Consider the following 12,620-nt stretch of genomic DNA (forward strand, 5'->3'; position numbering starts at 1 on the left):
CAGGAACAGGTCGCAAACGGGCTGTTACTCCCAATCGCTCGGGTCGAGGCAGCGGGTGGACGGTGGCGGGTGTTTGCCATAGATCAGGAAGTCGCCGACCCATTGGTTGACACAGCCGTTGGCGCCGGGCGTGACGGGTTCCCTGAGGTGCAGTTGGTCCACCAGCGGCGCGCTGGTCTCACCGGGTGCGGTGTTGACCAGCACCATGCGTGCGACACGCTCGGGAAACAGCGCGGCGTAGCGGCTGCCCAGGCGGGTGGCGTCGGCGCTGCCCAGATAATGCAGTTGGGGTTCGTCGAGTTGGGCGCGGACGAATTCCATGTCCCGTGCCGCGTGTTCAACCCCGTTCTCCTGGTTGAGGTCACGGGCCGTGAGTTCGATGACGTCGTAGCGATTGAGCAACGTGCGATAGGCCTGGGTGGCGTAGGCGCCCCAATTGCCGGCCAAGAGGATCGCGAAGGTGCCGTTGTGATTGGCCTGGGGGCTGTTGCCGGGCTGGGTGAAGACCACGCCTTCACGGCTCAACGGGTCACGCGCGCCAACACGGGTCAGGTACAGGCGCAGGCTGCCTTGGCGGGGCGCCGCGTAGTTGCGTGGCACGGTGACGATGGCGCACTGGGTGCGCTCCAGTACGTCGGGTTGCAGGTGTGCAAGGGCGGGGAGGTGGCAGTCCAGTTGCCAGTCGATGGCGGTGGGGCGGATCAACGGCACGCCGTGGGCAAGGTTTGTAGCCAGCCACAGAGCTGCGCACATCAAGGTTTTTGCGACAGTCATCAAGAGGTCCCGGGCAGCCGTGAGATAGTGGCTTTTTTACCAAGGACCCGGGGTTGATGAATGTAGGTTGAGCAGACGCCAGGTGTACGAAAGCGGACTTTCGTTTATCAGATATCGGTTTTCCAACCGCCACCCAATGCCTTGTACAAGGCGATGCTGGCTTGTAGCCGAGACAGCCGCAGTTGTACGTTCAAGTCCTGGGCTGCGTACAGGGTGCGCTGGGTTTCGAGGACCGTCAGCAAGTCTTCGGCGCCCGCCTGGTAGCGGCTTTCAGCGATGCCGAAGGCGGTCTGCGCCTGTTGCAGTTCCTCGGTTTGCCATTGGCGCTGCTGGTCGAGGCGGATGATGCTGCTGAGGGCTTTTTCCACATCGGCAAAGCCATTGATGATCGCGCCGCGATAGGTTTGCAGCAGCTCATCCTGGCGTGCGCGGGCCTTGTCACGCTCGGCGCTTAAACGGCCGTTGTTGAAGATCGGCGCCACCAGCCCGGAGGTCAGGGTGTAGAACGGGCTGCGCAGAATGTCGTTGGCCTTGTAGGCGCCACTGCCGAGGGTGGCGCCCAAGGTCACGGTGGGCAGCATGGCGGCGCGGGCGACAGTCACGTCGGCGCTTGCTGCCGCGAGTTGCGCCTCGGCCTGGGCCAGGTCGGGGCGACGGCTGAGCAACTGGCTTGGCACGCCAGGGCCGATGCTCGGCCAGCTCAGCGTGTGGAACGTTTCGTTGCCCAGGTCAACGGCCTGCACTGGCTGGCCGAGCAGGGCGGCGAGGGTGATCTGCGACTCTTCGGCCAATTGCTGGATCAGCGGCAATTGTCGCTGTTGGCTGGCCACCAGGCTTTTCTGCTGGGCCAGTTCCAGGGCGGTGGCGGAACCGGCGTTGTAGCGCGTCTGCACCAGGTCGAGCACGTTGCGCGCATTGGCCAGGTTGAGCTCGGCGATCTGCTGGCGCTGGCGCGCGGCGAGGGTTTGCGCGTAGCGGTCGGCGACGTTGCTGAGCAGGGTCAGCTCCACCGTGGCGCGGTCGAACTCGCTGGCGCGCAGGGTGTGCACGGCGCTGTCGCGGGCGGCGGCGCGGCCGCCCCAGAAGTCCAGCTCATAGCTGGCGGTGAGGTTGGCGTCGAAGCTGTTGACAGTGTTGTTGCTTTCGGTGGCGTTCAGGTCCGAATTGCCGCTGCCGCGCAGCAGCCGTTCACGGCTGGCGGTGAGGTTGAACTTCACCTCGGGCAGCATCGGCGCGCCGGCGATCACCGCGCTGGCCTGGGCCTGGCGCACGCGGGCCATGGCGGCGGCCACGTCAAAACTGTCGCGCCGCGCCTGGTCGATCAGGCGGTCGAGCTGCGGGCTGCCGAACTGCGTCCACCAACGGCCGTTGATGGCCTGTGCCGCATCCCGTTCGGCATATTGCCAGGCGGCGGGTGCGGCGATGCCGCTGTCGGTAACGGGCGGCTGACCGGCGCAGGCGCTGAGCAACAGGCACAGGCCGGGCAGATAAAGGGAAGATTTATTCACTGGTCAACGCCTTAACCGGATCGAGCCGGGCAGCTTTACGGGCCGGCATAAAGCCGAAGATGACACCGGTGACCAGCGCACAGCCAAACGCGCCGAGCACCGCCACCAGGGAAAACTCCACCGCCACTTCGGCCAGCACCAGCACGCCGCCCACCAGCAAGGCGAGGGCGATGCCGAACAGGCCGCCGACCACCGACAGCATCACCGCCTCGGTGAGGAACTGGCGCAGGATGTCGCGCTGGCGTGCCCCGGTGGCCATGCGGATACCGATTTCACGGGTGCGTTCGCGCACGGTCATCAGCATGATATTCATCACCCCAATGCCGCCCACCAGCAGGGAAATCGCGGCAATCGAGCCGAGCATCAGCGACAGCGTGTTCTGCGTGCGCGCCTCGGCCTGGATCATTGCCGCGTTGTTGGTCAACTGGTAGTCGCGCTTGCCGTTGTGCAGCTTGAGCATCAACTGGTCGATGGCCTGTTCAGCCTCGTGGACCTTGCGCGCATCGGCGGCGGCAATCGCCACGTATTCCGGGTTGTAGGTGCCGAACAGGCGCACGCTGGCGGCGGTGTAGGGGATGGCGACGCGGTCGTCGCTGTCCTTGTTGCCGGAGCTGGAGCCTTTTTCCGCGAGCACGCCGATCACCTGGAACGGCACGTTTTCGATGAGGATGTATTGGCCAATGGGCGTTGGCACATCTTTGAACAGTTTCTCGCGGATACGATGGCCGATCACCGCGACAGTGGCGCCGGCGCGTTCATCCGCCTCGGTGAAGTAGCTGCCCTCGACCACCGGCCAGTTGAAGATGTCCGGGAAGTTGATGTCGTTGCCGCCCACGTACGCCAGGTAGTCGAGGTTGCCGAAGCGAATCCCGGCGTCGCTGCCGTTGACCGGCATGATGCGCTTGACCTGGGGCAACGCCGCCAGCGCCGCCACATCGTTGAGGGTGACGATGCCCAGCGGCGTGCGCGGGTTGGGCGAGGAACCGCTGAGGTAAATGATGTTGGAGCCAAACGCGCCCATCTGCGCCATGACCTGGCGCTTGCTGCCTTCGCCCACCGCCAGCATCACCACCACCGACGCCACGCCGATGATGATCCCCAGCAAGGTCAGGGCGGTGCGGAACTTGTTGATCCACATCACCCGCCAGGCGGCCTGCACTGCGTCCACCAGCTCGGCTTTCCAGGCGCCGTTGTGCTCGGCACCGTCGGCCAGGCGCTGGCGCAGGTCCACGGCTTGCAGGGCGTCGCTGTTGGCGACCGCCGGCACGTAGCTCTGATCGTCGGCCGAATCACTGATGATCAAGCCGTCGCGGATCTCGATGATGCGGTTGGCCCGCGCCGCCACTTCGCGGTCGTGGGTGATCAGGATGACCACGTGGCCCTGGCTCGCCAGTTCGTCGAGCAGGATCATCACCTCGGCGCCGCTGTGGCTGTCGAGGGCGCCGGTGGGTTCGTCGGCGAGGATGATATGGCCGCCGTTCATCAGCGCCCGGGCAATCGACACCCGTTGCTGCTGGCCTCCGGAGAGCTGGTGCGGACGGTTGCCCGTGCGGTCGGCCAGGCCCAGGCGCGTGAGCAGGGCCTTGGCGCGGGCGTGGCGCTCAGTGGCACTGATGCCGGCATAGATGGCCGGCATTTCGACGTTTTCCTGGGCCGAGCCCGACGGGATCAGGTGGTAGCCCTGGAACACAAAGCCGAACGCTTCACGGCGCAGCCAGGCCAGCGCGTCGCCGTCCAGGTGGGCGACGTTTTCCCCGGCGAACAGGTAGTCGCCCGCAGTAGGGCGGTCGAGGCAGCCGAGGATATTCATCAGCGTGGATTTGCCGGAGCCGGACGCGCCGACAATCGCGACAAACTCCCCGGCGTGGATCGACAGGTCGATGCCGCGCAACACATCGACCTGCGGGCTGTCGCCGCCGCCGTAGGATTTGCGGATGTTCTTGAGTTCGATCAGGGGCGTGGTCAACTCAACCCCCGTTGCCGTCAGCCGGGCCGATCAGCAGGTGATCGCCTTCGTTCAAGCCTTGCAGCACTTCGACGCGCAGACGGTCGCTGATGCCCAGGTGCACTTCACGCTCTTCAATACGGCCGTTCTTGGCGACCACGCGGGCGATCTGCGTGTCGGCGTTGTGGCTGCCTTGCAGCGCGGCCACGGGGGCGGTGAGGGCGTCTTTGACCTGGCTGGCGACAAAAAACACCTGGGCGGTCATCTCGGCCATCAGCGTGTTGTCGGTGTTGTCCACGTCCAGCAGCACGGTGTACAGCACCACGCGGCCGGTGCCGGTCTTGCCGGCGCTGCTCGGGCTGCCGCTGCCCTGGGTTTCGTTCAAGGGTTTGGGCGGGATCGGCAGGATCTGCCGCACCGTGCTGGTCCAGCGCCGGTTGCCGCCGCTGAGGGTGGTGAAATACGCGGTCATGCCCGGTTTGACGTGGCCGATATCGGCTTCCGAGACTTCGGCCCACACGGTCATCGGCGACAGCTTGGCGATGCGCAGGATCAGTGGGGTCTGCTGCTGGTTGTTGAGGGTCTGGCCGACACGGGCGTCCACTGCGACCACGGTGCCGTCCATGGGCGCATAGATGCGCGTGTAGCCCAACTCGGCCTCGTCGCTGCGCAGGCTGGCCTGGGCTTCGAGGATCTGCGCCTGGAACATCGCGACCCGCGCCTGGGTGGCGCTCAGTTCGGCCTTGGCGGTTTGCACGTCTTCTTCGCGGGTCGCGTTGCCGGCCTCCAGGCGTTGCTGGCGCTGGTGCTTCTGGCGTGCCAGTTCGTGCAGGGCTTTTTGCTCCTGCAACTGGGCCTTGAGGTTTTCGATGGCGTAGCGGCTGGCATCGAGCTTGGCTTTTTGCGTGGACGGGTCGATCTCCACCAGCAACTGGCCTTCCTTGACGCGGTCGCCGGCCTCGACGTGGATCTTCTGGATCTGCCCGGACGCCTGGGCGCCCACGTCCACATAGCGGCGTGGTTGCAGGGTGCCCAGGGCGGTGACGCTGTTTTCAATGTTGCCGCGGGTCACGGTGACGGTGGCTAGGGTGTCGCGGCCCGGAGGCAACACCTGCCAGGCTGCAACGCCGAGTAGGGGAATCAGGCACGCGATCACCAGCAGCGCGCGTCGGGCAGGTCGAGAGCGTTTCATGCTTGGGTTCCAGCCGGGGAATATCGGAGCGCAGTTGCGCAGAGCTGACAGTTAAACGAGGAAATTGCACGGGGATTTAGGCGGTTACACAAACGGTTACGCCTCCATTGCGTAAAAAAATCGTCCATTGATACGAGACTGCTTTAAAAGTAGATGAGAATTACTATAAATTGCACGCACTCAAACTGCCATCATCGTTTGGGGATCTTTCTTACAGCGCACAAGGATCGGATCCTGCCTCTCCAGGCGGTCGGGAGTCATGTTGGAAAACTACTATCGCGAGCTGGTGTGTTTCCTCAACGCCAAGCTGGGCAACCGTCAGGTGGCCGAAGATGTGGTGCATGACGCTTATGTGCGGGTGCTGGAGCGCTCCAGCGACACGCCGATCGAACAACCCCGCGCGTTTTTGTACCGCACCGCGCTGAACCTGGTGATCGACGGGCACCGGCGCAACGCCGCGCGCCAGAACGAACCGCTGGAAGTGCTGGACGCCGAAGAGCGCTTCTCCAACTATTCGCCCCACGCCAGCCATGACCACAGCCAGCGCCTGGCCTTGGTCGAGCGCGCCCTGGCGGAATTGCCGGCGGCCTGCCGCGACAGTTTCCTGCTGCGCAAGCTCGATGGCCTGTCCCACCCGCAAATCGCTGATCGCCTGGGTATTTCCCGCAGCCTCGTGGAAAAACACATCGTCAACGCGATGAAGCACTGCCGGGTGCGGATGCGTGAGTGGGAAGGGCACTGATCGGCAATCAGTTAAATTTTATTTCACTGTCCTCGTTTCCTATCAACACACGACCTGTTGTGCAGGTCTTGAAAGGTATTCCCGCCCCACCGCCAAGGGGCTTATCCAGAGGACACTGGAATGACACAGGCAATTGCTTCGCCCGCGGTTCACGACCTGATCGGTATCGGTTTCGGCCCTTCGAACCTGGCGCTGGCCATCGCCCTCCAGGAGCGCGAAAAAGCCCAGGGCAAACTGGACGTGCTGTTTCTCGACAAGCAAGCCGACTACCGCTGGCACGGCAATACCCTGGTGACACAGAGTGAACTGCAGATTTCGTTCCTCAAGGACCTGGTCACCCTGCGCAACCCCACCAGCCCGTATTCCTTCGTCAATTACCTGAAAGCCCACGACCGCCTGGTGGATTTCATCAACCTGGGCACCTTTTATCCGTGCCGCATGGAGTACAACGACTACCTGCGCTGGGTCGCCGGGCAGTTCCAGGCCCAGGCGCAGTATGGCGAGGAAGTGCTGGCCATCGAGCCGATCCTGCATCAACAACAGGTTGAAGCGCTGCGCGTGATCTCCCGCGATACGCTGGGCGAGCAGCATGTGCGCACCACCCGTTCGGTGGTGGTCAGCGCCGGTGGCACGCCGCGCATTCCCGAGGCGTTCAAGGCGCTCAAGGGCGACAGCCGCGTGTTCCACCACTCCCAATACCTGGAACGCATGGCCCAGCAGCCGTGTGTCGACGGCAAGGCGATGCGCATCGCGATCATCGGCGGCGGGCAAAGCGCGGCCGAGGCGTTTATCGACCTCAACGACAGCTTCCCGTCGGTGCAAGTCGACATGATCCTGCGCGGTTCGGCGCTCAAGCCGGCGGATGACAGCCCGTTCGTCAACGAAGTGTTCTCGCCGGCGTTCACCGACCTGGTGTTCCAGCAAGTTGGCGCCGAGCGTGAGCGCCTGGTGGCCGAATACCAGAACACCAACTACTCGGTGGTGGACCTGGACCTGATCGAGCGCATCTACGGCATCTTCTATCGCCAGAAAGTCTCCGGCATCGCACGCCAGGCATTCCGCACCATGACCGTGGTGGAGAAAGCCACGCCAGGCCCGCTGGGCATCGAGTTGGTGCTGCGCAACAACGCCAACGGCGAAACCAGCGTCAGCCATTACGACGCGGTGATCCTCGCCACTGGCTACGAACGCCAGACCCACCGCGCCCTGCTGGCGCCGCTGGAAGCCTATATGGGCGACTTCGAAGTGGCCCGCGACTACCGCATCGTCACCGACGAGCGGTGCAAGGCCGGCATCTACATCCAGGGTTTCAGCCAGGCCAGCCATGGCTTGAGCGATACGTTGCTGTCGGTGCTGCCGATTCGTGCGGATGAGATTGCCGCGTCGTTGTATGAACATGACCGCAGCCGGGGCAAGGGGCGTTCGGTGCAGGACCTGCTACTCGCTACTGCGAGCTGACAAGCTGCACTTGTGACAGGGTGGGCTGGCTGATACTGTACAAAAAACCAGTATCGGTAGCCCTCCATGCAGTTGATCGAAAAACTCAGCATTCTTGCCGACGCCGCCAAGTACGACGCGTCCTGCGCCAGCAGCGGCGCGCCCAAGCGCAGCTCCGAGGGCAAGGCCGGGCTGGGCTCCACCGATGGCATGGGCATTTGCCACAGCTACACACCGGATGGGCGCTGTGTGTCGTTGCTCAAGGTGCTGCTCACCAACTTCTGTCTCTACGACTGCCAATACTGCGTCAACCGCCGCTCCAGCGACGTGCCCCGTGCACGCTTCAGCCCGGAGGAGGTGGTCAGCCTGACCCTGGATTTCTACCGGCGCAATTGCGTCAGCGGGTTGTTCCTCAGCTCCGGCATCATCCGCTCGTCCGACTACACCATGGAACAGTTGGTGCGCGTGGCCAAGCTGCTGCGTGAAGATCATGACTTTCGCGGCTATATCCACCTCAAGACCATTCCCGATGCCGACCCGGCGCTGATTGCCGAAGCGGGGCGTTATGCCGACCGATTAAGTGTGAATCTTGAATTGCCCACCGAGGCCAGCCTGAAAACCTTGGCGCCGGAAAAAACCGTCGTCTCGATCAAGCAGGCCATGCAGACCATCTACACCGGCGAACAGACGGTGCTCAACGAGCCACGCGCGCCGCGTTTCGCCCCGGCCGGGCAAAGCACCCAATTGATTATTGGCGCCGACGACACCGATGACAGCACCATCCTCCACGGGGCCGAGGCGTTGTATGGCAGTTTCAAGCTGCGCCGCGTGTACTACTCGGCGTTCAGCCCTATCCCCAACAGCCCGAAAAGCGTGCCGCTCGCCGCTCCACCGCTGATGCGCGAGCACCGTTTGTACCAAGCCGACTTCCTGTTGCGCAGCTACGGCTTCAGCGCCAATGAACTGTTCGAGGGCCCCGGCCACCTGGCGTTGGACATCGACCCCAAGCTGGCCTGGGCGCTGGAACACCGCGACGTGTTCCCCCTGGACCTGAACCGCGCCGAACCGACCCTGATCGCCCGCATCCCCGGCATTGGCCTGCGCACCACCCAGCGCCTGGTGGACCTGCGCCGCGAACGCAAGATCCGTTTCGAAGACCTGGCGCGCATGCGTTGCGTGCTGGCCAAGGCCAAGCCGTTTTTCATCACCAGCGACTACCACCCGCAGCAGGCAGAGCGAACCAGCGTGCTGTTGCGCGAGCAACTGCGTGACCGCCCGCAACCGCAGCAAATGGGGTTGTGGGGGTGATCAGCCTGGAATGCGACAACCTTTTCAGCACCTGGCGCGAACAGGCCCGCTGGTTGCTCAGCCATCAGGTCGACCCCAGCCTGGTGAGCTGGGGCGAGGCCGAGGTGGCGGATCTGTTTGCCACCGATGTGGCGATCCCGGAAGGGCTGGGGCCGTTCCAGACGCGGGTGCCCAAGGCGTTGCTGGAATTGCTGGAGTCGGCGGCCTGTTACCACGGCGAGCAGCGTTGGAGCCTGTTGTATGAAGTGCTGTGGCGCGTCAGTCATGGCGACCGTACGGCGATGTTGGCGGGGGACAAGTTGGGCAGCGAGTTGCAGCGGCGGATCAAGCAGGTACACCGCGAGGCGCACCACCTGCATGCGTTTGTACGTTTTGTTGCGCTACCGGCTGAGGCCGGCCCTGAGCTGCCGGAATATGTGGCCTGGCACGAGCCGGCCCACGATATTTTGCAGTCGGCGAGCCAGCATTTTGTCGGGCGCATGGGCCGCCATCGCTGGATGATCGCTACGCCGCTGGATGGGGTGTATTACGACGGTGAGCAGCTCCTTCATCAGCGCGAATGCCCTGAGGCATGGCGGCGGTTGGCGCAGAACGTCGAAGATCCCCACAGCGAGATGTGGTTGACGTACTACAGCCACATCTTCAACCCGGCGCGGTTGAATCCCAAGGTGATGGAAGGGCACTTGCCGAGCCGGTTCTGGAAGAACCTGCCGGAGGGCAAGTTGATCCCGGGGTTGATTAGCGAGGCGCGGACGGGGAAGCAGAAGGATGGGCAGGCGAAGTTGATTGGGGCCAAGCCCGGCAAGAGAATTGCGAACCCGGTCAATGTGGGAGCTGGCTTGCCTGCGATAGCGGTGGATCAGTCAGCCCTGATTTAACTGGCCCGCCGCCATCGCAGGCAAGCCAGCTCCCACATTGGATCTTCATTGTTTTGGAAATAGGGGCTCAGGCCAGTTCGGTCGCGGTGTTCTTGACGACCGCCAACTCCGGATGCGCCACCAGCTTATCGATATGCAACTCGTCATTGTTCAACCAGGTCTCCGTCAGCACCCGGTAATGCTCCATGTCCCGGCAGCGCATGCGCAGGCTGTAGTCGAACGGCCCGCTGATCAGCTGGCATTCGAACACCTGCGGGCAGGCTTTGACGCAGGCTTCAAAGGCCTTTTGCGCCGAGCGCCCGCTTTGGTTGGACAAGGCCACCAGCACCAGCAAGGACAACCCCGGCGAGACCATCTGCACATCGATGATCGCCCCGTACCCGCGAATCACCCCGCGTCGCTCCAGCTTGCGCACGCGCTCCAGGCAGGGCCTGGGGGTGAGGTGCACCAGCGACGAGAGCTTTTCGTAGGTGATACGCCCCTGGTGGCGCAGCACTTCGATGATGGCTTCATCGATGCGATCCAGCGCAGGGGAGGAAAGGGGTCCGTTGGCCTTGGTATCCATGGGTTTCACTTCAGACGATTGGAAAGAAATTGCTGCAAGCGCTCGCTGTTGGGATGGTCAAGGATCTCGGCACCGCCTTGTTCCTCGACCCGGCCCTGATGCAAGAACAGCACTTGGCTGGACACCTGGCGGGCAAAGCCCATCTCGTGGGTGACCATCAGCATGGTACGACCTTCCTCGGCCAACGTCTGTATGACTTTGAGGACTTCTCCTACAAGTTCCGGATCAAGGGCGGAGGTCGGTTCATCGAACAGGATGATCTCCGGTTCCATGGCCAGGGCGCGGGCAATGGCCACGCGTTGTTGTTGGCCGCCGGACAGGAACGCCGGGTACTGATCGGCCACGCGGCCCGGCAGGCCGACTTTGTCCAGGTACAGGCGGGCGCGTTTTTCCGCCTCGGCGGCACTGACGCCCAACACCCGGCGCGGGGCCATGGTGATGTTTTCCAGCACGGTCATGTGGCTCCACAGGTTGAAGTGCTGGAACACCATGGCCAGGCGTGTGCGCAGGTTTTGCAGTTGGGCCTGGTGCGGCGCGCGGGTGCCGGCACGGCCCTGTTGCATTTCAATGCTGATGCCGTCGAGGGTGATGACCCCGGCGTCCGGCTGTTCGAGAAAGTTGATACAGCGCAGCATCGTGCTTTTGCCCGAGCCGCTGGCGCCGATCAGGCTGATCACATCGCCATTGCGTGCATTCACGGAGACGCCCTTGAGCACTTCGTGGTCGCCGTAGCGTTTGTGGATGCCTTCGACTTGCAGCTTGACGGCGGCGGTGGTGGTGTTGGCAGCGGGTACATCCATGGGGTATGCGGCCAGGGCCTGCGCGGACTGATTCATGGGTTAGCCTCGGGTAGGAACAAGAAAACGCATCCAGCGACGTTCGGCCAGTCGGAACAGGCCCACCAGTGCAAAGGACAGCAGCATGTACAGCAGGGCGGCGATGCCAAACGCCTGAAACGTGAGGAACGTCTCGGCATTCGCGTCGCGGGCCACCTTGAGGATGTCGGCGACGGTGGCGGTAAACGCCAGGGAGGTGGCGTGCAGCATCAGGATCATTTCGTTGCTGTAGGCCGGCAATGCGCGGCGCAGGGCCGCTGGCACCACGACGAACAGGTTCAGCCGCCAACCGTGCAGGCCGTAGGCGCGGGCCGCTTCGATTTCGCCGTGGGGGATATTGCGGATCGCCCCGGCGAAGATCTCCACGGTGTAGGCGCAGGTGTTCAGCACAAAGGCCAGCAAGGTGCAGTTCAGCGCATTGCGGAAAAACTGGTTGAGCAGGGCGTTGTCCTGCACCACCTCCAGGCTGTACAGCCCGGTGTAGCAAATCAGCAGTTGGATATACAGCGGCGTGCCACGGAACAGGTAGGTGTAGACCTCCACCGGCCAGCGCAACCAGAAGTGCTCGGACACCCGCGCCAGCGCCAATGGGATCGACAGGCAAAACCCAAGCACCACCGAAATGATGAACAGCCACAACGTCATGGCCACGCCGGACAAACCCGCGCCATCGCTGAACAGGTAGGCCAGGCCGTATTGCTGGAACAGTTCGATCATCGCGCCATCCCCTTGATGCCGAGGTTGTAGCGCCGTTCGAGGCGCTTGAAGATGCGGTTGGAGAGGGTGGTGATCACCAGGTACACCAGGCCCGCGAGGATCAGGAAATACAGCGGCTCGTTGGTGGTCTTGCCGGCGTTCTGCGCGGCCTTGACCAGGTCCGACAGGCCGATGATCGACACCAGCGCGGTGGACTTGAGCAGCACCAGCCAGTTATTGCCCAGGCCCGGCAAGGCAAAGCGCATCAGTTGCGGGAACAGCACCAGGTGGAAACGCTGCCAGCGGCTCAGGCCGTAGGCGGTGGCCGCCTCCAACTGGCCGGCGGGCACGCTGAGGATTGCGCCACGGAAGTTCTCGGTGAAATACGCGCCGTAGATAAACCCCAGGGTGACCACCCCGGCGGTGAACGGGTCGATTTCAAAGTAGTCCCAGCCGGCCATTTCGCTGAGGTCGTTGAGCCACAGTTGCAGGCTGTAGAAGATCAGCAGGATCAGTACCAGGTCCGGCACGCTGCGGATCAGCGTGGTGTACAGCGTGGCCGGCACCCGCAGCCATTTCGCGCGGGAGAGCTTGGCACCGGCGGCGATCAGGCCCAGGACGAGGCTCAGGGCCAAGGCGAGAAACGACAGCTTGAGCGTCATCCACGCGCCTTGGGCGAGCATGGGGCCGTAGCCCTGCAGGTTGAGGAGGTCATTCATGGGAAGAATCTCGTTGGAGC

General features: G+C 63.4%; 12 protein-coding genes. 4 read left to right on the top strand and 8 right to left on the bottom strand.

The genetic code is table 11. The annotated features are described in order from the left end of the window. Nucleotides 1–24: 24 nt before the first annotated feature. The 4 genes from J1G37_RS14505 to J1G37_RS14520 all read right to left on the bottom strand — a co-directional run bounded on the left by J1G37_RS14505 (nt 25) and on the right by J1G37_RS14520 (nt 5,419). Complete coding sequence (locus tag J1G37_RS14505) at nt 25–774, bottom strand: alpha/beta fold hydrolase (RefSeq protein ID WP_207042704.1); 750 nt, start codon at nt 772–774, stop codon at nt 25–27. A gap of 107 nt (nt 775–881) precedes the next feature. Continuing rightward, entirely contained in the window at nt 882–2,282 is a 1,401-nt protein-coding gene (locus J1G37_RS14510; protein ID WP_207042706.1) for an efflux transporter outer membrane subunit, read from the bottom strand. Beyond that, nucleotides 2,275–4,248 carry a MacB family efflux pump subunit gene (locus J1G37_RS14515; protein ID WP_207042708.1) on the bottom strand — a complete coding sequence of 658 codons (1,974 nt, stop codon included), beginning with the start codon at nt 4,246–4,248 and terminating at the stop codon, nt 2,275–2,277. Before J1G37_RS14515 ends, J1G37_RS14510 begins: the two co-directional genes overlap by 8 nt. A 1-nt stretch (nt 4,249) precedes the next feature. Further along, nucleotides 4,250–5,419 carry an efflux RND transporter periplasmic adaptor subunit gene (locus tag J1G37_RS14520; RefSeq protein ID WP_207042710.1) on the bottom strand — a complete coding sequence of 390 codons (1,170 nt, stop codon included), beginning with the start codon at nt 5,417–5,419 and terminating at the stop codon, nt 4,250–4,252. A 226-nt stretch (nt 5,420–5,645) separates the two neighbouring features. Here J1G37_RS14520 and J1G37_RS14525 point away from each other — a divergent pair, with 226 nt between their 5' ends. The 4 genes from J1G37_RS14525 (at nt 5,646) to J1G37_RS14540 (ending at nt 9,784) form a co-directional block, all read left to right on the top strand. Further along, complete coding sequence (locus J1G37_RS14525; protein ID WP_347402346.1) at nt 5,646–6,161, top strand: sigma-70 family RNA polymerase sigma factor; 516 nt, start codon at nt 5,646–5,648, stop codon at nt 6,159–6,161. Nucleotides 6,162–6,281: 120 nt separating this feature from the next. Next, nucleotides 6,282–7,619, top strand: a complete 1,338-nt coding sequence (locus tag J1G37_RS14530) for a SidA/IucD/PvdA family monooxygenase (protein ID WP_207042719.1) — start codon at nt 6,282–6,284, stop codon at nt 7,617–7,619. 66 nt (nt 7,620–7,685) lie between these two features. Further along, nucleotides 7,686–8,906 (top strand): putative DNA modification/repair radical SAM protein, encoded by a 1,221-nt coding sequence (locus J1G37_RS14535; protein WP_207042721.1) that lies wholly within the window; start codon nt 7,686–7,688, stop codon nt 8,904–8,906. Beyond that, the gene (locus tag J1G37_RS14540; RefSeq protein ID WP_207042723.1) at nt 8,903–9,784 is read left to right on the top strand and encodes a TIGR03915 family putative DNA repair protein; all 882 of its coding nucleotides are present in this window, start codon (nt 8,903–8,905) and stop codon (nt 9,782–9,784) included. Before J1G37_RS14535 ends, J1G37_RS14540 begins: the two co-directional genes overlap by 4 nt. 67 nt (nt 9,785–9,851) lie before the next feature. On the opposite strand, the gene J1G37_RS14545 is transcribed toward J1G37_RS14540, so the two are convergent. The 4 genes from J1G37_RS14545 to J1G37_RS14560 are packed head-to-tail and all read right to left on the bottom strand — an operon-like array spanning nt 9,852 to nt 12,600. Further along, nucleotides 9,852–10,349 (bottom strand): Lrp/AsnC family transcriptional regulator, encoded by a 498-nt coding sequence (locus J1G37_RS14545; RefSeq protein WP_207042724.1) that lies wholly within the window; start codon nt 10,347–10,349, stop codon nt 9,852–9,854. A gap of 5 nt (nt 10,350–10,354) precedes the next feature. Beyond that, the gene (locus J1G37_RS14550) at nt 10,355–11,185 is read right to left on the bottom strand and encodes an ATP-binding cassette domain-containing protein (RefSeq protein ID WP_277990749.1); all 831 of its coding nucleotides are present in this window, start codon (nt 11,183–11,185) and stop codon (nt 10,355–10,357) included. Between the two features lie 3 nt (nt 11,186–11,188). After that, complete coding sequence (locus tag J1G37_RS14555) at nt 11,189–11,902, bottom strand: ABC transporter permease (protein ID WP_124529641.1); 714 nt, start codon at nt 11,900–11,902, stop codon at nt 11,189–11,191. Further along, on the bottom strand, nt 11,899–12,600 hold the full coding sequence (locus tag J1G37_RS14560) for an ABC transporter permease (protein WP_207042725.1): 702 nt from the start codon (nt 12,598–12,600) through the stop codon (nt 11,899–11,901). The genes J1G37_RS14555 and J1G37_RS14560 overlap by 4 nt, the downstream gene beginning before the upstream one ends. Between the last annotated feature and the right edge of the window lie 20 nt (nt 12,601–12,620).

This window comes from Pseudomonas sp. Marseille-Q1929 (assembly GCF_017316265.1).
Taxonomy (GTDB): Bacteria; Pseudomonadota; Gammaproteobacteria; order Pseudomonadales; family Pseudomonadaceae; genus Aquipseudomonas.

Excerpts from the sequence above, each read along its gene's own strand:
- J1G37_RS14505 (WP_207042704.1), bottom strand. The coding sequence starts at position 774 with ATGACTGTCGCAAAAACCTTGATGTGCGCAGCTCTGTGGCTGGCTACA.
- J1G37_RS14520 (WP_207042710.1), bottom strand. The coding sequence starts at position 5,419 with ATGAAACGCTCTCGACCTGCCCGACGCGCGCTGCTGGTGATCGCGTGC.
- J1G37_RS14530 (WP_207042719.1), top strand. The coding sequence starts at position 6,282 with ATGACACAGGCAATTGCTTCGCCCGCGGTTCACGACCTGATCGGTATC.
- J1G37_RS14535 (WP_207042721.1), top strand. The coding sequence starts at position 7,686 with ATGCAGTTGATCGAAAAACTCAGCATTCTTGCCGACGCCGCCAAGTAC.
- J1G37_RS14545 (WP_207042724.1), bottom strand. The coding sequence starts at position 10,349 with ATGGATACCAAGGCCAACGGACCCCTTTCCTCCCCTGCGCTGGATCGC.
- J1G37_RS14550 (WP_277990749.1), bottom strand. The coding sequence starts at position 11,185 with ATGAATCAGTCCGCGCAGGCCCTGGCCGCATACCCCATGGATGTACCC.
- J1G37_RS14555 (WP_124529641.1), bottom strand. The coding sequence starts at position 11,902 with ATGATCGAACTGTTCCAGCAATACGGCCTGGCCTACCTGTTCAGCGAT.
- J1G37_RS14560 (WP_207042725.1), bottom strand. The coding sequence starts at position 12,600 with ATGAATGACCTCCTCAACCTGCAGGGCTACGGCCCCATGCTCGCCCAA.